Genomic DNA, 23,067 nt, shown 5'->3' on the forward strand with positions numbered 1-23,067 from the left:
GGCTCACTGCACCAGAACGGCCTGGCTGCAGAGGGTGCCGTCGACATCGAGATCGGCGTAGCCGAGGCGCAGGCCGAGGCTGCGCAGCACGTTGTCGAGCACGAGGTCGATCGCGGGCGCCACGGCGCCCAGGGTCGTCGTCAGGGCCGACTGGAGCAGCGGAGCCACGCCGATCCCGTTGATGTTCAGCGTGAGGTTGCGCAGCAGGCTGCCAGTCAGCGACTGGGTCAGGTTGCCCGACGCGACCGAGCGCACGGTGTGGTTGGCGATGTCCGCCTCCGAGAAGGTCAGGGTCTGCGCGCCCGTACCCAGTGTCACCAGCGCGCGGCCGGAGACGGTGATCAGCGGCAGGGCGATCAGGGGGGCCGGTTGCGAGAGGTCCGGACCTGTGCTGCCGCCGTTGATCGCCGTGCGCGGCACGCCGGCGATCGCGAGGGTCGCCAGCCCGGTCTGCGCGTCGAGGGTGACCTGACGTCCGCTGGGCCCCGCGCAGGTGAGCGACCGCAGGGTCGCCTGGGCGGGCGCCACCTCGGCGTAGACCGGCAGGGTGAGGCTCCCGAGTCCGAGGGGCGCCGTGACCGTGGCCTCGATCAGCAGCCGGGTCTGCGCGGTCTGCACGGTGGCGTTCGGGCTGCCCGGGCGGACCCAGCCCGAGCTGCGCTTGCGCTCGCCGATCGCCAGGGTCAAGCGGGTCGCGAGCAGGCCCGGAATGGTCGCCCCGAGATCGACCGCCACCTGGTTCTGGCCGTTCGCCAGCGCGGCCGCGGCACCCAGAAGGTTCAGCACGTTGAGGGAGGGGCCGGCGAAGCCCCGGGGCGGCGCCAGTGCCGCGGCATCGCCCAGCCCGTCCACCTGGCCGATCGCGATGAGGTTGCCGGCATTCGGCAGGGCGTTGAGGATTCCCGAGAGGGCCGAGACGACGCTGCCATTGTCCTGCGCGGCGACCCGGAGCGCCATCAACATCTGCCCGACGCTGGCCTGCGCCTGGACGATGTCGGTGTAGTTCGCCGCCTGCATGTTGAGGCTCGCCCCGAGCGCGTCGAGCACCCGCAGGCCGTCCACGCGGGCGCTCGCCAGGGCGTCGTAGTCGCTGACGCTGAGCGACAGCTTGGCGCCCAGAAGCGCGCCGAGCAGGGCGTTGGCGATGCCGCCCTGGAGTTGCAGGGTGCCGGAACCGATCGTGAAGGCGGCGAACTGCGCGCTCGCCGCGGTGCCCGTGACCCGCAGCGGCACCGCGGCCGGAAGGCCGATCGCCCGGCCGAAGGTCACAGGGACCGAAGTCGAGAGACCGACCCGCACGGCGTTGGCCGGGCTGCCGCCGGCCTTGAACCGGCTGCCGGGCGCGGTTCCCGGCGCGCTGGCGTCGTAGCTGCCCGGGCTGACCGTGGCGGTCGCCGTGGCGTAGCCGTTGTCGCCGAGGGAGCGCCGCGCCGCCGTGTCCGCCTGGGCCGGATCGACGGCCGCCAGCATGGCGGCGATGTCCACCGCCCCCTGTGCCTTGCGCCGCGCCTGGAAGACCATGCCGAGGTCGATCCCGACCGCGCCCGCTCCCATCAGCATCGCGCTGCCGAGGGCGACCAGGATCGCGACGTTGCCGCCCCGGGCCGCCCGGAAGCGCCGTGCCCGGCCTGCGCGCGGCGCGGTCACAGGCCGCCCTTTCGAACGCTGACGGTGCTGCGCAGCACGCTCGGCAGCATCGGCAGCAGGCGGGAAAAGACGTTGATGCCCAGCGTCGTGGCGTCGAGGGTGACGGTGACCGTGTACACCGTGGCGTCGCTGGGATCCGGCCCGACCTGCACGACGATGCTGCCCGGCCGGAACATCGCGCCGGCGTTCAGGCTCTGGTTCACCATTTTCTGGGCGAGGCTGGCGCGCTCGGAATCGGTGACGCCCGCCACGGAGGCGCGTGCCGCCTCCGCGGCGATCTGGCGGAGGTTGTGGGCCGCGCCGAGACAGATCCCGAACACCGCGATCCCGGCGAACAGCAGGAGCAGCATGGGCGCCACGAGGGCGAACTCCACCGCGGAGCTGCCCCGCCGGCAGGTCCACCCCTTCGGCGCGCCACGCCGGCGCAAGCGCCGCAAGTCCATCGCATCGCCCTCCACGGGTCGCGCAGCCCGATGACTGCACGACCTATGGTGGCGCCGATCTTCTAACCAATGGTTGTTTTAATCGTCGATTATACAACCTTTGGGCGAAAACAGCCGCTCCGGTGCGGCGCCGGCAGGGGGGACCGCGCTGCGCCACCGCGTGCGGCGCCGACGCCGTCGCGCCGGGGCGGCCTCAGATGGCCGTCGGCGGCCGCAGCAGACCGATGCCGGCGGGATCGAAGGCCGCGCTCTTGATAATGGCATGAACGTCGCGCCCCGGCACCAGCCCGAGTTCGCGGACGGCAGCGGCGGTGACGCGCGCCACGAGGCGCGCGCCGTTGCAATCGATCTCCACCGCCGTCTCGGCTCCCGCCGGGGCGAGCCCGCAGATCCGGCCCGCCAGCACGTTGCGGGCGCTGAGCCCGCGAGGGCGCTCTGTGGCGACGAGCACGTCGCGGGCGGGAATCCGGACGCGCAGCCGCGTTCCGGGCGGGCGCGACAGCCCCGGCACCAGCAGGCGCCCGGCGGCGCCCGTCAGACGCGTGAGCCCGGTGGCGTCATCGATGGCCTCGACGACCATGTCGAGCAGCGCGCCGGCTTCGGCCTCGTGGATCGGGACGAGATCGGCCCGGCGCAGGATCGTTTCCGCGGGGCCGGCGGCGGCCACGCGCCCGGATTCCAGCACGATCACCGTGGTGGCGAGCCGTGCCACCTCGGATACCGCGTGGCTGACATAGATGATCGGGATGCCGGCCTCGTCGCGCAGGCGCTCGATGTAGGGGAGGATCTCGGCCTTGCGGGCCTCGTCCAGGGCCGCGAGGGGCTCGTCCATCAGCAGGAGGCGCGGTCTGGCCAGGAGGGCCCGGCCGATCGCCACCCGCTGGCGCTCACCCCCCGAGAGCCCGGCAGGCCGCCGGTCGAGGAGATGGTCGATCCCGAGCATGCCCGTCACCGCCGCGAAGGCCACCGGGTCGGCACGGTGCCGGGCGAAGATGCGGCCGTAGCCGAGGTTGGTCCGGACGCTGAGATGCGGGAACAGCCGCGCATCCTGGAACACCACGCCGACCTGTCGCCGATGCGGCGGCAGGATCAGTCCCGCCGCGGTATCGACCCATGGGGCCCCCCCGACCGTGATCCGGCCCCGATCCGGGCGGGCGAGGCCGGCGATCAGGTCGATCAACGTGGTCTTCCCCGAGCCCGAGCGCCCGAACAGGGCGGTGAGCCCCGGCCCGGCCTCGAAGGCGGCCTCGAGCGCGAAGGCGCCGCGCCGGATCTGGACGTCGACCTGGATGCTCACGCGGCGGGACTCGGGTAACAGGGGCCGCGGCGCGTTCCGGCGCCGGCCCGGACTTGCCCGCGATGATTACGGTCCATCACCTCGAGAACAGCCGGTCGCAGCGCGTGCTCTGGCTGCTGGAGGAACTCGGCCTGCCCTATCGCGTGACGCGCTATGCCCGCGATCCCCGGACCCTGCGCGCGCCCCCCGAGCTCGTGGCCGTGCACCCGCTCGGCAAGGCGCCGGTGATCACCGACGGCGAGACGGTGGTCGCCGAGACCGGCGCCATCGTCGCTTATCTCACGGAGCTGGCCGGCGCGAGGCTCGTGCCCGAACCGGGGACGGAGGCGCGGCGGCGCTACGTCTACTGGTCGCATTACGCCGAAGGGTCGGCGATGCCGCCGCTGCTGCTGAAGCTGGTCTTCGGTCGGCTGGCGCCGAGCAGCCCTTGGCTGCTGCGGCCCCTCGTGCGCCGGATCGCCGACACGGTGCTGCGGGGCTTCGTCGATCCGGATCTGCGCCGGCATGCGGCCTTCTGGGAGGCGGAGCTCGCGGACCGGCCGTATTTCTGCGGCACCGATTTCTCCGCGGCCGACATCCTGATGAGCTTCCCGCTGGAGGCTTTCGCAGCGCGCGGCACGGGAACGGGCCCGCAGGTCACGGATTGGCTCGCACGCATCCATACCCGCCCGGCCTATCAGAGGGCGCTGCAGCAGGGCGGCCCCTACGCCTATGCCTGAGCGGGTCTCCCCCTTAGAGGCGGCGGCCATTCAGCCCGCCCCCAGCCGTCGACCGGCCCGCGTGGCGAGGACTTCCGAGATCAGAAGGGCCGAGACCGACAGCGCGATCGAGATCAGGGTGAGGCGCAGGGCAGGCCCCTCCCCGCCGGGCACCTGCGTCAGCGTGTAGATCGCCGACGGCAGCGTCTGGGTCTCGCCGGGGATGTTCGACACGAACGTGATGGTCGCGCCGAACTCGCCCATCGCCTTGGCGAAGGCCAGCACGGCCCCGGCGAGGCAGCCGGGCAGGCTGAGCGGCAGCGTGATGGTCAGGAACACCGCGAAGGGATTCGCCCCCAGCGTCCCGGCCGCCTGCTCCAGCCGCCGGTCGACCGCCTCGATCGACAGCCGCATCGCCCGCACCATGAGCGGGAACCCCATCACCGCGCAGGCGAGCGCCGCTCCGGTCCAGCGGAAGGACAGCACCACGCCGATCTCGGCGAGGGGGGCGCCGAGCAGACCGCGCCGGCCGAAGGCCAGCAGCAGCAGGTAGCCGGTGACCACCGGGGGGAGGATCAGCGGCAGGTGGACCAGCCCGTCGAGCAGGGCGCGGCCGGGAAAGCGGCGCCGCGCCAGCAGCCACGCCACGGCGAGGCCGGGCACGAGGCTCGCAAGCGTCGCCACCGTCGCCACCCGAAGGCTCAGGCCGACGGCGGTCCACTCCTCCGGGGTCAGACCGAACACGGGGCCGGCGCGCCGCTACTGGCTGGCGCCGGGCTGCGCAACCACCGTGAAGCCCTGGCGCTCGAAGAAGCCCCGGGCCTCCGGGCCGCGCAGGTAGCCGAGCAGGGCTCCGGCATCCGGGTTGCGCGAAACCTTGGTCACGGCCGCCGGATAGATGATCGGCGGGTGGCTGTCGGCCGGGAAGGTCGCCAGCACGTGGACGCTCGGGTCCGCGGCGGCGTCGGTGGCATAGACGATGCCGAGGGGCGCCTCGTCCCGCGCGACGAGCAGCAGGGCGGCGCGCACGTTCTCCGCCTGCGCCACCTGCCCCTTCACGGCGTCCCAGGCGCCGAGCTTCTCCAGGGCCGCCTTGCCGTACTTGCCGGCCGGGACGGCGTCGATCGTCGCCATGGCCAGCCGGCCGCCGCCGAGAATCTGCGTCAGCGTGGTGCCGAGGTCCGGCGCCAGGGCGATCTGCGGGGCCGCGGCGCCGTTCTTCGGACCCGGCGCGATCAGCACCAGGGCATTGCGCAGGAAATCGATCCGCGATCCGGTCTTCAGGAGCCCGGCCCGGTCCACGTAGTCCATCCAGGCGAGGTCGGCCGAGATGAACAGGTCCGCCGGCGCCCCCGCCTCGATCTGCTTGGCGAGGGCGTTCGAGCCCGCATAGGAGACCCGCGCGGTCTTGCCCGTCGCCCTGGTCCAGGCGGCCGAAGCGTCGTCGAGGGCGTTCTTGAGGCTGGCGGCCGCGAACACCACGACGGGCTCCTCCGCCCGCGCCGCCCGATCCCCGGGGGCGAGCGCCAGCGTTGCGAGGGCCAGCGTGGCCAGGATCCGTCGGGTCAGGCGCATGGATGGGGTCTCCCCGGTCGCGACCCGCTATATCCGGCGGGGAACGACGAGGATCATAGGGACGTGGCGGCCGCCGGCCAAGGCCGGCGGTCACGCCGGGAAGGACGCCCTCGTCGGATCACCCCAGATTGGCGTCGCGGCGATCCTTGGGCTCGGCCTCGGCGCGGTGCAGGCGGCTCAGCAGAACCAGGAGGTGGCCCGGGAGGGGCCCGTCCGGTGCGGGGCCCCCGAAGATCCGCTCACGCGGTCGGGACTGCACGGCCGTGCCGGTGACGACCACGGGCCCACGGGGGCCGGAACGCCGGGACTTGGTCACGCTGTACGCACCCTGCTCAATCGTGATTCACGTAAAAAGCCGGCAAAAACGCCGCCCGAAGCAGCTGGTTCCACGGCCCCGGTGGATCATGTGATTAACGCGCGACCATCGTGCCGCATTCCTGGGCAGTCGCGCACACGAATCGAAAGGCGGGGCTCACCAGGTCCGGATGTCGCGGCCTTCCACCGGCTGACTCTCCGGCGCGCCGCTCATGCCGTCCGCAACCAGCAGCGCCCACAGCGTGGCCGCGGCCGTGGTCACAACCGCGAAGGCGACGCTGATAAGGAGAGGCGATGTCATGGCAGCACGATCGTCTGTCAAAACCGGCGCGCCGCTCCACAAAGTGCGGCGCGCCTGAGTCGAGGGTCTGGCCTTGGGGAGGCCGAGATTGTTTAAGCACGCGCGATGCCCCTGGACACTGATTTAGATCGCTGAGATCACAAGTATTGACCCTTGTGTCTGTCCGGCAACAAAGGGCGGGACCGCGCGTCGGCCGCGCGTCGGCCGCGTCTCCCGGGCCTCCCTGCGCCGGCGGGGACCGTATTTTTTCGCGTTAGCCCCTGGGCTGCGGCGCGCCCCGGCGTTACAGCCCGGCATCATGCTCGAAGGCCTGCCGCCCCACCGCCCGTCTCACGTCCTGCGCCTGCTGACCGATGAACGGTCGGCCCGGGCGATGACCGACCTCCTGGGTGAGATGTTCGATCCCATGGACACGGCCGTCGCCGCCTTCGAGGACGAGGACGGCCGCACGTGGCGCCTCGAAGCCTATTTCGCCGACGCGCCCGACGAGGATTACGTCCGGGACCTGATCCGGCCCGTCATCGGCGATGCGGCGGATGCGGCCGAGTTTCGCACCATCGAGCAGCAGGATTGGGTGCGCGCGTCGCTCGAGGGGCTGAAGCCGGTCCGGGCGGGACGCTTTCTCGTCCACGGCTCGCATGACCGCGACGCCGTGCGGGGCAACGATCTGCCCATCGAGATCGAGGCGGCCCTCGCCTTCGGTACCGGCCACCATGGGACCACCCTGGGCTGTCTGCGCGCGCTGGTCTCGGAGCTGAAGCGCCGGCGCCCGGCCCATGTCCTCGATGTCGGTACGGGAACCGGGATCCTCGCCTTCGCGGCCGCCAAGGCCCTGCGGCAACCCGTCGTGGCCGGCGACCTCGACGCGGAGGCCGTGCGCACGGCCCGCGAGAACGCCCGGGCCAACGGGCTCGGGCCCTATCTCAAGCTCTACGAGGGGCCGGGGGTGCGCCACCGCCTCGCCGACCGGCCGCGCCATTTCGATCTCGTCTTCGCCAACATTCTGGCCCGGCCCCTGCGGCTCCTCGCGCCGACGCTGACGCGCGTGGTCGCCTCCGAGGGCGTTCTGGTCCTGTCCGGCCTGATCGCGCGCGACGTGCCCGGCGTCCTCTCGGCCTACCGCCTCCAGGGCTTCTCCCTCGTCCGCCGCGGCATGATCGAGGGATGGGTCGCCCTGGTCCTGATGCGCGGCGGCGCCGCCCGCCGCCCACGGCCCTGAGGCGCCCCGAACCGGCGGCGCGCCGGCGCGTTGATTGGCCATGAGCCAGACGTCGCTCCATGATCCGCCCGCGGACCCCATCGCCGAGGGCGCCCGCGCCCGGGCCCAGGGCCGTGCCAAGGACGCCTGCCCCTATCCGGCGAATTCGCCCGCACGCCTTGCGTGGTTCGAAGGTTATGACGGCGCGCCCATCGAGCGCATGCCGGACCTGCCGGTCACGAAGCGCTGATCAGCGCGCGGTGCGGAGCCGGCCCGACGGCGTCGAACGATCCGACGTGGGGGCGGTTTCGGCTGCTGTTTCCGCCCCGTCTGCCCGCGACACGGGAGCGCCGAGCGCCGCCATCAGCACGCGCAGACCGTCCACCCATTCCTCGAGTTCGGCGAGCGAATCGAATCCGTCCCGGCAAACCACCGTGTCGGGTTCGATCGTCACGATGGCGTCGAAGCGGCCATCGGGTCTGTCGCTGATCCGGTAGTAGACGCGGCGTGGCATGTCTGAGGAATAGGCCAAATCCGGCGGCGTGATAAGATTGTTAGCGATCTTTTAGGCACCGCACCCGGGCGCCTCCTCTGAGGACGGGGTGTTGCGGCGTGGGAGCGGCGGGCGCTAGGCTCGCCTCATGACTGAGCCCCGTCCGCCCCAGCCGCGTCAGCGCTTCCAGAGCTTCGACGACCCGAGCCACCGGAAGGGCGCCGAGCGGATCGAGGCCTTGCGGGCCGCTCTCCGCGAGCACGGGATCGACGGTTTCGTCGTGCCCCGGGCGGACGAGCACCAGTCCGAATACGTTCCGGCCGACGCCGAACGGCTGGCTTGGCTCACCGGCTTTACCGGCTCTGCGGGGACGGCCGTGATCCTGATGGAATCCGCCGCGCTGGTCGTCGACGGCCGCTACACCCTGCAGGCGCCCGAACAGGTCGATACCGGCATCCTCACGGTGGTGCCGCTGGCCGAGTCGACGCCTGAAGCCTGGATCGGCGTCAACCTCAAGAGGGATCAGGTTCTGGGCTACGATCCCTGGCTGCATACACCCGACGGTCTCGCACGCCTGGAGCGGGCCGCCACCCGGGCCGGCGGCACCGTGCGGGCCGTGCCGAACCTCGTCGACGCCGTCTGGGCGGGCCGCCCGAGGGCCCCCGCCGGACCGGTTGTGCTCCATCCGGATGCCCTGTGCGGCGAGGCCTGCACCGACAAAATCGGCCGGATCCGGGCGGCCCTCGCCGAGGGCGGCTGCGATGCCCTGGTCATCTCGGATCCGCACAATCTCGCCTGGGCCTTCAACCTGCGCGGCTCCGATGTCGGTCACACGCCCCTGGCCCTCGGCTATGCCATCCTGCCGCGCGAGGGGTTGGCGCGGCTGTTCCTGGTCTCGCCCGAGGTCGATCCGGCGCTGCGCGCGGTGCTGGCCCCGATCGCCGAGATCCTGCCCCGGGCGGAACTGGACGACGGGCTGGGATCCCTCGCCGGCGTGCGTGTCCGCCTCGACGCGGCGACCGGCGCCGTCGCCCTGAAGGAAAAGATCGAGGCTGCCGGCGGCACCGCCGATGTCGGCAAGGATCCGATCACCGGCATGAAGGCGGTCAAGAACGCCGCCGAGATCGCCGGTGCGCGCGCCGCCCATGTCCGCGACGGGGCGAGTGTCGTGCGGTTTCTTGCCTGGCTCGACGGTGCGGCCGCGGCCGGGGGCCTCACCGAGATCGCCGCCGTCGAGGCCCTTGAGGATTTCCGCGCGGCGGGCGGCGATCTGCGCGAGGTCTCGTTCCCGACGATCTCGGGATCCGGGCCGAACGGCGCGATCGTCCATTATCGGGTGAGCCGCGCCACCGACCGGACGGTCCGGACCGGCGAGTTGTTCCTGATCGATTCCGGTGCGCAGTATCCGGACGGCACCACCGACATCACCCGCACGGTCGCGGTGGGCACGCCGAGCGCGGAGATGCGCGACCGTTACACCCGGGTTCTGAAGGGCCACGTCGCGATTGCCCGGGCGGTGTTTCCTGTCGGCACGACCGGCGCCCAGATCGACGCTTTCGCCCGGGCGCCGCTTTGGCAGGCGGGACTCGACTTCGATCACGGCACCGGCCACGGCGTCGGCGCCTTCCTGTCGGTGCACGAGGGACCGCAGCGGATCGCCAAGACCGGCACGGTGGTGCTGGAGCCCGGCATGCTCCTGTCGAACGAGCCGGGCTATTACGCCCGCGGCGCCTACGGCATCCGGATCGAGAACCTCGTGCTGGTCGAGCCCCGCACGATCGCGGGCGGCGAGCGCCCGATGTTGGGCTTCGAGACCCTGACGCTCGCCCCCTATGATCGGCGGCTGATCCAGCCGGACCTGCTCGAACCGGAGGAGCGCGCCTGGATCGATGCCTATCACGCCCGGGTGCGGGAGACCCTGGCGCCCCGGGTCGATGCCGGGACGCGCGACTGGCTGGAGCGTGCGACCGTGCCGCTCGCGGACTGAGCGATCGGCGTGGGATCCCGGGCGCGGCCCGTGGTAAGACCCACCGCCATCGAAACGACCGCGCTGGCCCGGATACACCGTGCGTGAAACCGCGCCGGCCCTGCGCGCGAAGGGACAGCATGATCCGCCGCCTCGCCATTCTGATCCTGGCCTTCGCCGCGAGCCTCTCGGCCGCCGCAGCCCAAGGGGTCCCGCAGGGCTTCCGCACGCCGGCCGACCTCGTGCGGGCGAGCCTCGTGGCCGAGCCCGCCGCGGTCGCCGGCGCACAGCCGTTCACGCTGGCGGTGCGGATGCAGATCAAGCCCGGCTGGCACGTCTACTGGCGCAACCCGGGCGATTCCGGACTGCCTCCGGAGGTGACCTGGACCCTGCCGGCCGGCTTCAACGCCAGCGCGATCCGGTGGCCGGCGCCGGAGCGCATCCCGATCGCGACCCTCATGAATTACGGCTACGAGGGTGAGGTCACGCTCCTCGTGCCCGTGACGCCGCCGCCGAGCCTCGACCCGGCTAATCCCGTTCAGATTCAGGCGAAGCTGACCTATCTCGTCTGCGAGACCGAGTGCGTCCCCGGTTCGGCCGATCTCGCCCTCACCCTGCCGGTGGGCAAGGCCGAGCCGGACCCGGCCAACGCCGCGCTGTTCGCGCGCGCCCGGGCTGCCCTGCCCGCGCCGGCGCTCTGGCCCCTGCGCCTGTCGAGCCAGGGCGACACGCTGCAGCTCGATTTCGCCGCGACCGGCCTGAAACCCGAATCCATCCGGAACGCCGCCTATTTCCCCTATGCCGAGACGGCGATCGACAACGCCGCCGCGCAGGTGATGACCGTCGACGAGACCGGTCTGCATCTGACCATCGCGCGCAGCAGCCCGACCGATCCTTTGCCCGCCGCCCTGCCCGGCGTCCTGACGATCGACGAGGTCGGTACGGACGGCACCCGCCGCCTCGCCTTCGCGTATGGTGACGAGCCGGTGCTTCCTGCCGTCGCGGCCGCGTCGAGCGCGCCGAATCCGGCCGGAGCCCCGCCGGCCGCCGCCGAGTTCGACGCGCTGACCCTCGCGACCGCCGCGGCCTTCGCCTTTTTGGGCGGCCTGATCCTAAACCTGATGCCCTGCGTCTTCCCGGTGCTGTCCATCAAGGTGCTGAGCCTCGTGCGGCATGCCGGCGAGGGCCCGGCGCGGCTGCGGCTGCACGGCCTCGCCTACACGGCCGGCGTGCTGGCGAGCTTCCTCGGCCTCGCATCCCTGCTGATCGCCCTGAAGGGCGGTGGGGCCGCGATCGGCTGGGGCTTCCAGCTGCAATCGCCCGCCATGGTCGCAGCCCTCGCCTATCTGCTGTTCGCTATGGGCCTGAGCCTGTCCGGAGTGGTCCATGTCGGCGGCCGGCTCGCCGGCCTCGGAGACGGCCTGACCCGGCGTGCCGGCCTGAGCGGCTCGTTCTTCACGGGTGTGCTGGCGACCCTGGTGGCGACCCCCTGCACGGCGCCGTTCATGGGCTCGGCGGTGGGCTTCGCGCTGACGCAGAGTGCCGGTGTCGCGCTCGCCGTCTTCGCGAGCCTCGGCCTCGGCCTCGCCCTGCCCTTCCTGGTGCTGACCCTCTGGCCGCCGGCCCTGCGGGCGCTGCCGCGGCCGGGCGCCTGGATGGAGACCCTCAAACAGGTCCTGGCCTTCCCGGTCTACGCCACCGTGGCCTGGCTGATCTGGGTTCTGGCGCAGCAGGTCGATCCGCGTGGGCTGCTGGCGGCGCTGATCGGCCTCGTCCTGGTGGGCTTCGCCGCCTGGGCCTGGGAACACGGCCGCGCCGCCGCGCCCGGGGCGGGCCGGGTCGCGCGGGTCGCTGCGGCCCTCGCGCTAATCGCCGTGTCGGCCCTCGCCGTGACCCTTCCGCGGGACCGCACCGCGCCGTCGGCGCAGGCCGCCGCCGACGGGGTCGAGCCCTTCACTCAAGCGCGTCTCGACGCCCTGGTGGACGCGCACCGCCCCGTCTTCGTGGACATGACCGCCGCGTGGTGCATCACCTGCGCGGTGAACGAGGCGACCTCGCTCAACACCAAGGCCGTGCGGGCCGCGATGGCCGAGCGCGGCGTGACCTACATGAAGGGCGACTGGACCAACCAGAATCCCGAGATCACCCGTCTGCTGGAGAAGCACGGGCGCAGCGGCGTGCCGCTCTACCTCCTCTATACCGGAACCGGAGCGCCTCAGGTGCTTCCGCAGATCCTCACCGAGGGGACGGTTCTGGCGGCGCTCGACGCCGTGCCGGTCGCGTCCGGCCGGAGCGCGGCGCTGACCCGCTGAATCTGCGCGAGGCCCGGGGGGCCGCCGGGCCTCGCAGCATCCGCCGGCCTCGAACGTCCCTGGCTCCCTTCGCTGCACGCGGGCGGGCGGCGCGGCCGACCGGCCTCCGGCCCGGAACCCTTTGTCCCGGAACGCTTCGCGCCCCTCTCAAGCGTCGAGCGAGAACGTCTCGTCGAAGGCGTAGCCCGAGCCGCGGACCGTACGGATCGGGTCGGCTTGGCGCGGGCCGTTCAGTGCCTTGCGCAGCCGCCCGACATGGACGTCGACCGTGCGCTCGTCGATGTAGACGTCGTGTCCCCAGACCCCGTCGAGGAGCTGCTCGCGGGAGAAGACACGGCCCGGCGCCAGCATCAGGAATTCCAGCAGACGGAACTCTGTGGGGCCGAGATGCAGCTCCTCGCCGCCGCGGCGGACGCGATGGCCGGTGCGGTCGAGTTCGAGGTCGCCCGCCGCCAGCCGGTCCGAGACATGGGCGGGCTTGGCCCGGCGGAGCAGCGCGCGGATCCGGGCAAGCAGTTCCGGGACGGAGAACGGCTTGACGATGTAGTCGTCGGCGCCCGTCCCGAGACCGCGGATCCGGTCGCCCTCCTCGCCCCGGGCAGTGAGCATGATCACGGGCAGCCGCTCGGTCTCCCGGCGCGCCCGGATCCGCCGGCACAGCTCGATGCCCGAGAGGCCGGGCAGCATCCAGTCGAGCAGGACGAGATCGGGGATCCGCTCCGCCAGGAGCAGCTCCGCGTCGTCGCCCCGAGCCGCGGAATCCACCAGAAAGCCCTCGGCTTCCAGATTGTAGCGCAGCAGCGTGGTCAGCGCCTCCTCGTCCTCGACGATCAGGACTTGCATGCTCACGTTCGAAGATCCGTTCACGAAGCGGCGCCATACGGCCTGCAGGCGCGCCGACTCTCCTTGGAGTTGGCGGGCAGGCAGAGGGTGCAGGAGGCGCCGCTCAGCCTCAACCCGCACGCTCCGATTCTCCGGCGGCGCCCCACAGGAGCGCGCGCAGGCCGACGCCTGGACCGGGGGCGGCCCGCTTACGGAGCCGGCACCCCGTCCACGGTCGCATAGTTCGACGCATCGTTCTTCGGCCGGTCGCCCGCCAGGGCCTCGCCCGTGGCGAGATAATGGATCGTCTCGGCGATGTTGGTGGTGTGGTCGCCGATCCGCTCGACGTTCTTGGCGCAGAACAGAAGATGCGTGCAGAACGAGATGTTGCGCGGATCCTCCATCATGTAGGTCAGGAGCTCGCGGAACAGCGAATTGTACAGGGCGTCGATCTCGCCGTCCCGCTCCCAGACATCGTGGGCTGCCTGGACGTCGCGGCTCGCATAGGCGTCGAGAACGTCCTTGAGCTGGCCCTCCGCGAGGTCGCTCATGTGGCGCACGCCGAGAACGATCTTCTGGGCCGGCGCCTGATCGGAGATCGCCACCACCCGCTTGGCGACGTTCTTGGCGAGGTCGCCGATCCGCTCGAGGTCGCCGGAGACGCGGATCGCCGAGATCGTCTCACGCAGATCGATCGCCAGGGGCTGACGCCGGGCGATCAACAGCACGGCGCGCTCCTCGATGTCCCGCTGCAGGGCGTCGAGGCGCTTGTCGGCGACGATCACCGCCTGGGCGAGCGTGTCGTCCCGGCGCACGAGGGCGTCCGTCGCCTCCGCGGTCATCTTCTCGGCCACGCCGCCCATCTCCGAGATCGAGCGACGCAGGTTCTCCAGGTCGGTGTCGTAGGAGGTGACGATATGGCCGGGCATGGCGAATCCTTCGATGGGTCCCGGGGGCGGCGCTCCGGGGAGGCCCTCGGGGACCCGCCGGCCCTCCGCGGATGCGGCGACCGGACGGCCTTCCCCGAGACCGGAGCGTTCAGGCAGACTAGCCGAACCGGCCGGTGATGTAGTCCTGGGTGCGGCGTTCCGTCGGGTTCATGAACATCCGGTTGGTCGGACCGAACTCGATCAGCTGGCCCAGATACATGAAGGCGGTGAACTGCGAGATGCGCGCCGCCTGCTGCATGTTGTGGGTGACGATCACGATGGTGAACTCGTCGCGCAACTGCTCGATCAGCTCCTCGATGCGGCCGGTGGAGATCGGGTCGAGGGCCGAGGTCGGCTCGTCGAACAGGATCACCTCCGGGCGCTGCGCCACCGTGCGGGCGATGCACAGGCGCTGCTGCTGGCCGCCCGACAGGCCCGTGCCCTGCTGCTTGAGCTTGTCCTTCACCTCGTCCCAGAGTGCGGCCTTGCGCAGGGAGGCCTCGATCCGGCCGTCGAGTTCGGATTTCGGCAGCTTCTCGTAGAGGCGCAGGCCGAAGGCGACGTTGTCATAGATCGACATCGGGAACGGCGTCGGCTTCTGGAACACCATGCCGATGCGCGAGCGCAGCTCGTTCAGGTCGATGGAGGGGCTGAGGATGTTCTCGCCGTCCAGGAGGATCTCGCCCTCGGCCCGCTGCTCCGGATAGAGGCTGTAGATCCGGTTGAAGCAGCGCAGCAGGGTGGACTTGCCGCAGCCCGACGGCCCGATCAGCGCCGTGACCTGCCGGTCGTGGAAGTTGAGGTTGACGTCCTTCAACCCGTGGAAGCTGCCGTAGTAGAAGTTCAGGCGCTTCACGGCGATCCGCACGGGACCGCCCTCGTCGGCGCGGTTGCGGTTCAGCTCGACCGTGGGGATCGCGGAGGCGGCGTTCATCGTCGTGTCCTCGAAGGGTCTCAGCGCGAGGTCTGCGGCTTGATCACAAGGCGGGCAATGATCGACAGCACCAGGATGGTGGCGGTGATCAGAAGCGCGCCGGCCCAGGCGAGGCCCTGCCAGTTCGGGTAGGGCGACAGGGCGAACTGGTAGATCATCACCGGCAGGTTCGCGACGCCGCCCATCAGGTTGGCCGAGAACCAGGAATTGTTGTTGAGGGCGGTGAACAGCAATGGCGCCGTCTCGCCGGCGATGCGCGCCAGGGCCAGGATGATCCCGGTGACGATGCCGGCCGAGGCCGCCCGCCACGTGACGTTGATGATCACCGTCGAGGGCGGCGCCCCGAGCGCCGCGCCGGCCTCCCGCAGGGTTCCGGGGACGAGCCGCAGCATGTCCTCGGTGGTGCGGACGATCACCGGAACGGCGATGATCGCGAGCGCGACGCCGCCGGCCCAGCCCGAATAGGTGCCCATCGGCCGCACCATCAGGGTGTAGACGAACAGGCCGATCAGGATCGACGGCGCCGAGAGCAGGATGTCGTTGAGGAAGCGGATCAGGGCCGCGAGCTTCGAGCCGCGCCCGTACTCGGCCAGGAAGGTCCCGGCCATGACGCCGACCGGCGTCGCGATCACGATGCCGATCCCGGTCAGGACGAGGCTGCCCAGAATGGCGTTGGCGATGCCGCCGCCCTCGGATCCGGGGCCCGGCGTCGGGTTGGTGAACAGGGTCGGCGTGAAGCCGCGCACGCCCTGGACGATCAGCATCACCAGGATCGAGCCCAGGACCAGGGCGCCCACCAGCGTCGCCCCGGTGCAGGCAACCCGCAGCGTGCGGTCGGCGATGCGCCGGCCCTGACGGACCCGGCCGGAGCGGCGCCGGGGCGCCGCGGTCATCGTGGGGGAGGCGTCCATCGCGCGTGCTCCTCAGGCGGCCTGGACGCGGCGCGTCAGCAGCCGGGCGATGATGAGAACCACGAAGGTGATCACGAACAGGATGCAGCCCAGAGCCATCAGGGCGTTGAGCTGGAGGCCGTCGGCTTCGTTGAACTCGTTGGCGATGCGCGACGCGATGGTCGAGCTCGGATCGAAGATCGAGGCCGAGAGGCGGTTGGCGTTGCCGACCACGAAGGTCACCGCCATCGTCTCGCCCAGCGCCCGGCCGAGGCCGAGCATGATCGCCCCGATGATCGAGACCGAGGCCTGCGGCACCAGCACGTGGCGCACCACCTCCCAGGTGGTACAGCCGATGCCGTAGGCGCTCTCGCGCAGCACGGTCGGGATCTGGTCGAGCATGTCGCGGGCGATCGAGGCGATGAACGGCACGATCATGATCGCCAGGATGATCCCGGCGGTGAAGACGCCGACGCCCGAGGGCACCCGGGCGTAGAACAGCGTGCCGACGATCGGCATGCCCTCGACGAGGTTCGAGACCGGGATCTGGATGTAGCGCGCGAAGAGCGGCGCGAACACGAACAGGCCCCACATGCCGTAGATGATGCTGGGCACGGCGGCGAGCAGCTCGATCGTCATGGCGACCGGCTTGCGGGCCCAGCCCGGGCAGAGCTGGGTGAGGTAGACCGCGATCCCGAGGGAGACGGGGACGCCGATCAGGAGCGCCAGGAAGGCGGAGGCGACGGTCCCGATCACCGCCACCAGGGCGCCGTACTGCTCGGTCCCGACGTTCCAGGCGCTGGAGGTCAGGAATCCGAAGCCGAATTCGCGGAAGGCGGGCCAACCGCCGTAGAGGATCGAGCCCAGGATGCCGGCGAGGACGAGCAGCACCAGCAGCGCTGCGGCATACGAGGAGGTCCGGAACAGGGTGTCGAGGCTCCGGCTCGGCGCCTTCCGCGCCGTCGCGGAACGGGTTCGGCCGAGGGCGATCGATTCTGTCAAAGCGGGCATCCGCTGTTCTCTGCGAAGAGGGCGTGGTAGCGCGGGGCGTTCCAAGAAGCGAGGGAGGAGGTTCCCACCTCCTCCCGGCCACGCTCACATGTTGAAGACGGGCTTACCGTCCTTGCCCTTCACGTCCTTCCACTCCTGGTGGATCAGCTCGACAACGTTGTCCGGCAGCGGGACATAGTCGAGGTCGACGGCAAGCTTGTCGCCGTTCTTGTAGGCCCAGTTGAAGAACTTGAGCACATCGGCGGACTTGGCCGGATCGACGGCGTCCTTGTGGACCAGGATGAAGGTCGCCGCCGTGATCGGCCACGCCGCCTCGCCCGGCTGGTTGGTCAGGGAGATGCCGAAGCCCGGGGTCGCCTTCCAGTCGGCGCTCGCCGCCGCGGCCTGGAACGCCTTGTCGTCGGGCTGCGGATACTTGCCGGCCTTGTTCTGCAGCAGGGCGTAGGAAAGCTTGTTCTGCTTGGCGTAGGCCGACTCGACGTAGCCGATCGCGTTCGGGACCTGCTTCACCGTGGCGGTCACGCCCTCGTTGCCCTTGCCACCCTGCCCCACCGGCCAGGAGATCGTCGTAGCGGCGCCGTATTCCTTCTTCCAGGGCTCGGAGACCTGGGACAGGTAGGTGGTGAAGATGTTGGTCGTGCCCGACGCGTCGGAGCGGTAGACCGGGGTGATGTTGGAGTCGGGGAGCTTCAGCCCGTCATTGAGTTTCGCGATCCGCGGATCGCTCCACTTGGCGATCTTGCCGGCATAGATGTCGGCCAGCACGTCGCCGGTGAGCTTGAGCTTGCCCGGCTCGATCCCGGGGATGTTCACCACCGGCACGACGCCGCCCATCACGGTCGGGAACTGGACGAGACCGTCCTTGGCGAGCTGCTCGGGCTTGAGGGGCGCGTCGGTGGCGCCGAAATCGACCGTCTTCGCCTGGATCTGCTTGATGCCGCCCCCGGAGCCGATCGACTGGTAGTTGAGGCCCGAGCCGGTCTCCTTGCGATAGGCCTCGGCCCACTTGGAGTAGACCGGGAAGGGGAACGTAGCCCCGGCGCCGGTGATATCGGCGGCGAGCGCCGCGGACGCCAGCTGAACCGTCGCGAGGCCGACGGCGAGCGCGTAAGCGAAGGGTCTCAAGGGATTCTCCGTTGCCGTCGGGCAAGAGCCTGCGCTGCCCTGCCGGCAAGCCCATGCCCGCGGCAGAGCTCTGCGGCCGATCTTCCGAAGAGACCCAGCGCCGGCCGCCCGATGGAGGGGCGCATACGACAGGCAGATGACACCGGGATGACATCGCGCCGCGGGCCCGACGGCACGGTTCGTGGTTCTCGCGCGTTCATAACCCGCATGGGCAGCGGCAATGCCGGGGCAATGCCAGCTGCAGCGGTAGTGGCAGCGGCAGCGGCAGTTACAGCGGGAGGACGTCGGATCGTGGGCGGCGAGGAGGTCGATACGGGGGCGGATGCCGACCCGGTCTGGTCGGCCCTGCATGCGGAGCGGGAAGCCGTGGAGCGTGCCCTCACGCTGGCGCAGGCGCGCCAGAAATTCTCCACCGATCCGGAGCTGGCGGCCGCAGCGCGGCGCGAGGAGGCCGAGCTGCTGGTCAACCTCGACCGGGTGCTGACGTTGATTCGTGCCGCCGAGTATCGTCGACGGCCGGGGGCGCGCCGCTGGTAGCGGCGCGGGGCCGGATCAGATCGCCCGGCGCAGCTCCCGCTCCTTCTGGCGCAGTCGCAGAAGCAGCTCGACGTGCGTGTCGGTGATCGGCTGCGTGTCGACGCTGCCTTCGTAGACCGTGCGAAGGTTGAGGCCGAGCTGGCGCGTGTCGAGCGCCCGCTTCAGCGACTGTCCCGCAGGCAGATGCCCATCGGACTCGACGATAGCCGGCTTCATGGCTCCCTCCCGCCCATCGACCGCCCATGCCTTCCGCGGTACCGGGATGACGGCACTTTCAAGTCGAATAGTTAACGCATCGTTAAGCTCAACCAACGGTTAAGGCTGTCGCCGGGCTACGCCTCGGCGCCCTGAAGCAGGCGCGCGGCTGCCGCCCGGGCTTCGTCGGTGACGGTGGCGCCCGCCAGCATCCGGGCGATCTCCTCCCGGCGCTCGGCGACCGGCAGGCTCGACACGCGGGTGGCGACGCGGCCGGCCCCCTTCACGGGCGCCTTGGCGATCAGGAAATGCGTCTCGGCGCGCGCGGCAACCTGGGGGGCATGGGTCACCGCGACCACCTGCACGGTGGCCGCCAGCCGGGCGAGGCGCAGCCCGATGGCGTCCGCCACCGCGCCGCCGACCCCGGTATCGATCTCGTCGAAGATGAGGGTCGGAGCGGAGCCCTTGTCGGCCAGCACCACCTTGAGCGCCAGCATGAAGCGCGACAGCTCGCCACCCGAGGCGACCTTCATCATCGGACCGGGCTTGGTCCCCGGGTTTGTCTGGGCCCAGAACTCGACGCGGTCGGTGCCGGCGGCATCGCGGGTATCCGGATCCGTGACGATCTCGGTGATGAACCGGGCCCGCTCCAGCTTGAGGGGCGGCAGCTCGGCCTTCACGGCGGCGTCGAGCTGCTTGGCCGCCCGGCGGCGCCCGGCGCTGAGCTTCTCGGCAGCCTCGGCGTAGGCGGCCTCCGCCGTCGCGAGCCCCTCCTCGAGGCCGGACAGCGCCGCCTCGCCGGCATCGATGGCCGCGACGTCGTTGGCGTAGCGCTCCGCCAGGGCGGCGAGGTCGTCGGCGGGCACGTCGTACTTGCGCGACGCGGCGCGCAGGGCGAAGAGCCGCTCCTCCACGCGCTCCAGGTCGCGGGGATCGAACTCCGTCTCGGCCACTGCAGCATCGAGGACCGCCCGGGCTTCGTCCAGGGCGACCATCGCGGCGTCGAGGGCGTTCACGCACGGGTCGACGAGGGCCGGCAGCTGCGCGGCGCGGCGCTCCAGCTTGCGCAGGGCGGCCGAGAGATGCGGCACGCCGGAATGGGGTCCGCCGACCGCCTCCAGCGCCTCGCTGAGTTCGCGCGCCACCTTCTCGGATTGCTGCATGATGGTGCGGCGCTCGGCGAGCTGCGCCTCCTCCCCCGGAAGCGGCGCGAGTTCGGCGAGTTCCTCCACGGAATGGCGCAGGAAGTCGGCCTCCTTGCGGGCCGTCTCGACCCGGGCGCGGTGCTCGGCGAGTTCGGTCCGAGCCGTCCGGACGGCCCGAGCGGCGGTGCCGACCTTGGCGAGCTGGGGCTGAAGCCCGCCGAAGGCGTCCAAGATCGCGCGGTGCGAGGCGGGGTCGGCGAGCGCCCGGTCGTCGTGCTGCCCGTGGATCTCCACGAGGGCCGCGCCGATCGCCCGCAGGACCTGCACGCCCACCGGCTGGTCGTTGACGAAGGCGCGGGTCCGGCCGTCCGCCATCTGGGTCCGGCGCAGGATCAGGTCGCCCTCGGTGTCGATCTCGGCCTCCTCCGCGATCCGGCGCGCGGGATGGTCGACGGGCAGGTCGAAGACCGCCGTGACCACGCCCTGCGCCTCGCCGTGACGCACCAGGCGGCCGTCGCCACGACCGCCGAGGGCCAGGGCGAAGGCGTCGAGCAGGATCGATTTGCCCGCGCCCGTCTCTCCGGTCAGGACGCTGAGTCCCGATCGAAAATTCAGTTCGAGCCTGTCGATCAGGACGATGTCGCGAATCGCGAGCTGCGCCAGCATGCGGCGACGGGGATTCCTCAGGACGGGACCGCACACATAAGGCCGCTGCGGCGCGGATTCACCCCAAAAATGCGTCGCACCACGCAAGGGGGCGCCGCAACGGGAAAGGCCCGGAGCGGCGGCTCCGGGCCTCGATCTGTGCGCGGGACGGCCCGGTTGCGGGCTCCGATGCCTACTCGGCCGAGGCGGTCTTGCCGGTGACCGTGCGGTAGATCTTCGAGAGGAACGAGGACTTCTCCTCGCGGGGCTCGAGGCCGCCCTGAGCCAGGAGCGCGTGGGCGTCCTTGTACCAGGGGCTTTCCGGGAAGTTGTGTCCGAGCACCGCGGCGGCATTCTGCGCCTCCTGGGTGATGCCCAGCGCCCAGTAGGCCTCGGTCAGGCGCTCCAGGGCCTCCTCGGCGTGGCGGGTGGTCTGGTACTTGGCGACCACGTCGCGGAAGCGGTTGATCGCCGCCGGGAAATTCCGCTTCTCGAGGTAGAAGCGGCCGATCTCCATCTCCTTGCCGGCGAGCTGATCGCGGGTGATCTGGATCTTCGCCTTCGCGTCAGCAGCGTATTCCGATGTCGGATACTTCTGTACCAGTTCCTGGAGGGCGACGAGCGCCTTCTCGGACCGGTCCTGATCGCGGGTGACGTCCGGGATCTGCTTATAGTTCGACATCGCCATCAGGTACTGCGCGTAGGCGGCGTCCTTGCTGGCCGGATGCCGCTGCAGGTAACGCTTCGAGGCGCTGATGGCGTCGTCGTATTTCTGGCCTTCGTAGTTGGCGTAGGCCGTCATCAGCAGTGCCTTCCGAGACCACTCGGAATACTGATACTGCTTGTCCAGATTGTCGAATTTCTTGACCGCGCCCTCGTAGTCGCTGTCCTCGAGCTTGGCCAAGCCATCGCTGTACAGCTTGTCGGCCGGGACGTCCGGGACGACTTCGGGTTTGTACTTCTCAGCGAAGATGCTGGTCGGGTCGAAGTCGCAGCCGCCGAGGCCCAGGCCGAGGATGGCCACGAGGGGCGCCGCGAAGGCCGCTCCCCGGCGATGACGAATGGTGACAGGCATCTGGCGCTCTTTCCCGGAACCGGCGCCGTCTCGCGCCGTCATGCCATCGCGTGGGTGGATCCGGCCCGCCCCGGGCCGTGCCCGCCGTTCACGGACCGTTAAACCGTGACGTTCGATTCGGGCACGAAAGCGGCAAGGCTGCGGCAGCCAGGATCGGTTGCCGGCTGTGTCCCACCGGCCACAGGCGCTTTCTAGAGGTCGCCCGCGAAGGCGGCGATGCCGAGGCCGACGCCGAGTTCGGACAAAACGGTCTCGCGGCGCGAGCCCTGCGCCTCGACGATGGCGTAGTTCGCCCGGTCGGCGAAGAGGGCCGAGAGCACGCCGACATTCATCCGGTGGCCGCCGCAATAGGAGCGGTAGGCGCCCTGGATCGGCAACCCGGCCAGCGCCAGGTCGCCGATCGCGTCGAGGATCTTGTGGCGGACGAATTCGTCCTGGAAGCGCAGCCCCTCGGGGTTGACCACCGCGGTCTCGCCGACCGCCACGGTGTTCTCCAGCGAGGCGCCGAGGGCGAAGCCCGCCTTCCAGTAGCGCTCCACGTCCCGCATCATCCCGAAGGTGCGGGCGCCGGCGATCTCGCGGCGATAGGTGGCGGGCGAGAGGTCCATCGCCTTGCGGGAGCGGCCGATCACCGGGCTCTCGAAATCGATCTCGACATCGAGGCGGAAGCCGCGATCGATCGGACGCAGCTCCGCGAAGGACGTGCCGGTCTCGATGCGGACGTGGCGGAGGATCTTGAGCCAGCGCCGGGGGGTGTCGCAGGTGGCGATCCCCACTTGGTCGATCGCCTGGACGAAGGGGAGCGCGGATCCGTCGAGGATCGGCATCTCCGGGCCGTCGATCTCGATCAGGGCGTTGTCGACGCCCAGGCCGAACAGGGCGGACATCAGGTGCTCGACGGTGGCGACTGCGCCCGTCTCAACGTCCCCCAGAACGGTGCAGAGTTCCGTGGCGGAGACGAGGGCGTGGTGTGCCTTGATCAGGCGGTCGTTGCCGTGAGTGGTGCCGGTGCGGAGGAAGGCGATGCCATGATTGGCCGGAGCGGGCCGGATCGTGATCTCGGCGGGATTGCCGGAGTGAACTCCGATGCCCGAGAGAGTCGCCGGCCCTTTGAGGGTCGTCTGTTTGTGCGTTCGCATTCCTTAGCCCCCGGGCGCGACCAGATCCCGACACCCCGACCGGGGGTGAAGAGAAAACCGACTGATCCGTCCGCTGCTTGATGCCCTAGCCCACGCGATCAGGTTGTGTCCCGATGCGTGTCGTCTCGATCACATGGTTTCTATAGCTGCACCGCACAGGGCAGCCAAATCACGGATTCTTACGGTCTGTTACAGACACGCTTACCGGCTCGTTGCCGCAAAACGCTGGTCCATCAAAGGCTTAAAGCTTGGTTAACGCATGGCTAAGCGGCGGCCGTTCTGTGGCGCGGATGCACCACGGTCCCGGCCTCGCGAGACGCCGCATGCCCACGCGATGGGGCCTGTTTCAGGCTGTAACAACCACGAGTTGCTTTG

The 23,067-nt window shown here is 70.6% G+C and carries 24 protein-coding genes; 6 read left to right on the forward strand and 18 right to left on the reverse strand.

Annotation, left to right across the window (positions count from 1 at the left end; genetic code table 11):
- Positions 1-3: 3 nt before the first annotated feature.
- The 3 genes from MCBMB27_RS09230 to modC form a co-directional block, all read right to left on the reverse strand.
- Positions 4-1,647 (reverse strand): TadG family pilus assembly protein, encoded by a 1,644-nt coding sequence (locus MCBMB27_RS09230; protein WP_053608377.1) that lies wholly within the window; start codon positions 1,645-1,647, stop codon positions 4-6.
- Complete coding sequence (locus MCBMB27_RS09235) at positions 1,644-2,090, reverse strand: TadE/TadG family type IV pilus assembly protein (protein WP_043345500.1); 447 nt, start codon at positions 2,088-2,090, stop codon at positions 1,644-1,646. Before MCBMB27_RS09235 ends, MCBMB27_RS09230 begins: the two co-directional genes overlap by 4 nt.
- A gap of 193 nt (positions 2,091-2,283) precedes the next feature.
- On the reverse strand, positions 2,284-3,387 hold the full coding sequence (gene modC, locus MCBMB27_RS09240) for a molybdenum ABC transporter ATP-binding protein (RefSeq protein ID WP_053608378.1): 1,104 nt from the start codon (positions 3,385-3,387) through the stop codon (positions 2,284-2,286).
- A 62-nt stretch (positions 3,388-3,449) separates the two neighbouring features.
- Between modC and MCBMB27_RS09245 the strand changes: the two genes are divergently transcribed.
- Positions 3,450-4,106 (forward strand): glutathione S-transferase, encoded by a 657-nt coding sequence (locus MCBMB27_RS09245; protein ID WP_043384205.1) that lies wholly within the window; start codon positions 3,450-3,452, stop codon positions 4,104-4,106.
- A 30-nt stretch (positions 4,107-4,136) separates the two neighbouring features.
- Here the strand turns inward: MCBMB27_RS09245 and modB are convergent, their stop codons facing one another.
- The 4 genes from modB to MCBMB27_RS30185 form a co-directional block, all read right to left on the reverse strand.
- Positions 4,137-4,829 carry a molybdate ABC transporter permease subunit gene (gene modB, locus MCBMB27_RS09250; RefSeq protein WP_043345507.1) on the reverse strand — a complete coding sequence of 231 codons (693 nt, stop codon included), beginning with the start codon at positions 4,827-4,829 and terminating at the stop codon, positions 4,137-4,139.
- Between the two features lie 15 nt (positions 4,830-4,844).
- A complete protein-coding gene (gene modA, locus MCBMB27_RS09255) occupies positions 4,845-5,660 on the reverse strand; it encodes a molybdate ABC transporter substrate-binding protein (protein WP_053608379.1) in 816 nt (271 codons plus the stop codon).
- A 118-nt stretch (positions 5,661-5,778) separates the two neighbouring features.
- Positions 5,779-5,976, reverse strand: a complete 198-nt coding sequence (locus tag MCBMB27_RS09260; protein WP_043345513.1) for a hypothetical protein — start codon at positions 5,974-5,976, stop codon at positions 5,779-5,781.
- A 156-nt stretch (positions 5,977-6,132) separates the two neighbouring features.
- Positions 6,133-6,276: a hypothetical protein gene (locus tag MCBMB27_RS30185; RefSeq protein ID WP_167380412.1), complete on the reverse strand. Its 144-nt coding sequence runs from the start codon at positions 6,274-6,276 to the stop codon at positions 6,133-6,135.
- Between the two features lie 298 nt (positions 6,277-6,574).
- Here MCBMB27_RS30185 and MCBMB27_RS09265 point away from each other — a divergent pair, with 298 nt between their 5' ends.
- Both MCBMB27_RS09265 and MCBMB27_RS09270 read left to right on the forward strand, forming a co-directional pair.
- Positions 6,575-7,495, forward strand: a complete 921-nt coding sequence (locus MCBMB27_RS09265; protein WP_043384208.1) for a 50S ribosomal protein L11 methyltransferase — start codon at positions 6,575-6,577, stop codon at positions 7,493-7,495.
- Positions 7,496-7,535: 40 nt separating this feature from the next.
- Positions 7,536-7,724, forward strand: a complete 189-nt coding sequence (locus MCBMB27_RS09270; protein ID WP_075380267.1) for a ribosome modulation factor — start codon at positions 7,536-7,538, stop codon at positions 7,722-7,724.
- Here MCBMB27_RS09270 and MCBMB27_RS09275 read toward each other — a convergent pair whose 3' ends face one another.
- Positions 7,725-7,988 (reverse strand): hypothetical protein, encoded by a 264-nt coding sequence (locus MCBMB27_RS09275; RefSeq protein WP_075380268.1) that lies wholly within the window; start codon positions 7,986-7,988, stop codon positions 7,725-7,727. It lies immediately after the preceding gene.
- 127 nt (positions 7,989-8,115) lie between these two features.
- On the opposite strand from MCBMB27_RS09275, the gene MCBMB27_RS09280 reads away from it, so the two are divergent.
- Positions 8,116-9,954, forward strand: coding sequence for an aminopeptidase P family protein (locus tag MCBMB27_RS09280; RefSeq protein ID WP_075380269.1), 1,839 nt, complete (start codon positions 8,116-8,118; stop codon positions 9,952-9,954).
- Between the two features lie 119 nt (positions 9,955-10,073).
- Positions 10,074-12,245 carry a protein-disulfide reductase DsbD family protein gene (locus MCBMB27_RS09285; protein ID WP_170861849.1) on the forward strand — a complete coding sequence of 724 codons (2,172 nt, stop codon included), beginning with the start codon at positions 10,074-10,076 and terminating at the stop codon, positions 12,243-12,245.
- 147 nt (positions 12,246-12,392) lie between these two features.
- On the opposite strand, the gene phoB is transcribed toward MCBMB27_RS09285, so the two are convergent.
- From phoB to pstS, 6 genes are all read right to left on the reverse strand, one after another.
- Positions 12,393-13,088, reverse strand: a complete 696-nt coding sequence (gene phoB / locus MCBMB27_RS09290) for a phosphate regulon transcriptional regulator PhoB (RefSeq protein WP_043345521.1) — start codon at positions 13,086-13,088, stop codon at positions 12,393-12,395.
- Between the two features lie 188 nt (positions 13,089-13,276).
- On the reverse strand, positions 13,277-13,996 hold the full coding sequence (phoU, locus tag MCBMB27_RS09295) for a phosphate signaling complex protein PhoU (RefSeq protein ID WP_043345524.1): 720 nt from the start codon (positions 13,994-13,996) through the stop codon (positions 13,277-13,279).
- Between the two features lie 118 nt (positions 13,997-14,114).
- Positions 14,115-14,930: a phosphate ABC transporter ATP-binding protein PstB gene (gene pstB / locus MCBMB27_RS09300; RefSeq protein WP_043345526.1), complete on the reverse strand. Its 816-nt coding sequence runs from the start codon at positions 14,928-14,930 to the stop codon at positions 14,115-14,117.
- Positions 14,931-14,950: 20 nt separating this feature from the next.
- Positions 14,951-15,841 carry a phosphate ABC transporter permease PstA gene (gene pstA / locus MCBMB27_RS09305; RefSeq protein ID WP_075380270.1) on the reverse strand — a complete coding sequence of 297 codons (891 nt, stop codon included), beginning with the start codon at positions 15,839-15,841 and terminating at the stop codon, positions 14,951-14,953.
- A 12-nt stretch (positions 15,842-15,853) separates the two neighbouring features.
- Positions 15,854-16,831, reverse strand: a complete 978-nt coding sequence (pstC, locus tag MCBMB27_RS09310) for a phosphate ABC transporter permease subunit PstC (RefSeq protein WP_043345529.1) — start codon at positions 16,829-16,831, stop codon at positions 15,854-15,856.
- Between the two features lie 84 nt (positions 16,832-16,915).
- The gene (gene pstS, locus MCBMB27_RS09315; protein WP_043345532.1) at positions 16,916-17,956 is read right to left on the reverse strand and encodes a phosphate ABC transporter substrate-binding protein PstS; all 1,041 of its coding nucleotides are present in this window, start codon (positions 17,954-17,956) and stop codon (positions 16,916-16,918) included.
- Positions 17,957-18,247: 291 nt separating this feature from the next.
- Here pstS and MCBMB27_RS09320 point away from each other — a divergent pair, with 291 nt between their 5' ends.
- Positions 18,248-18,493, forward strand: coding sequence for a hypothetical protein (locus MCBMB27_RS09320; RefSeq protein WP_043345535.1), 246 nt, complete (start codon positions 18,248-18,250; stop codon positions 18,491-18,493).
- A 15-nt stretch (positions 18,494-18,508) separates the two neighbouring features.
- Here MCBMB27_RS09320 and MCBMB27_RS09325 read toward each other — a convergent pair whose 3' ends face one another.
- From MCBMB27_RS09325 to lpxC, 4 genes are all read right to left on the reverse strand, one after another.
- Positions 18,509-18,709, reverse strand: a complete 201-nt coding sequence (locus MCBMB27_RS09325) for a hypothetical protein (RefSeq protein WP_043345537.1) — start codon at positions 18,707-18,709, stop codon at positions 18,509-18,511.
- 116 nt (positions 18,710-18,825) lie between these two features.
- Positions 18,826-20,499, reverse strand: coding sequence for a DNA repair protein RecN (recN, locus tag MCBMB27_RS09330; RefSeq protein ID WP_075380271.1), 1,674 nt, complete (start codon positions 20,497-20,499; stop codon positions 18,826-18,828).
- Between the two features lie 172 nt (positions 20,500-20,671).
- On the reverse strand, positions 20,672-21,553 hold the full coding sequence (locus MCBMB27_RS09335; RefSeq protein WP_043345570.1) for an outer membrane protein assembly factor BamD: 882 nt from the start codon (positions 21,551-21,553) through the stop codon (positions 20,672-20,674).
- Between the two features lie 191 nt (positions 21,554-21,744).
- A complete protein-coding gene (gene lpxC / locus MCBMB27_RS09340; protein WP_043345543.1) occupies positions 21,745-22,692 on the reverse strand; it encodes a UDP-3-O-acyl-N-acetylglucosamine deacetylase in 948 nt (315 codons plus the stop codon).
- Positions 22,693-23,067: the final 375 nt, after the last annotated feature.

The organism is Methylobacterium phyllosphaerae, assembly GCF_001936175.1.
Classification (GTDB): domain Bacteria; phylum Pseudomonadota; class Alphaproteobacteria; order Rhizobiales; family Beijerinckiaceae; genus Methylobacterium; species Methylobacterium fujisawaense.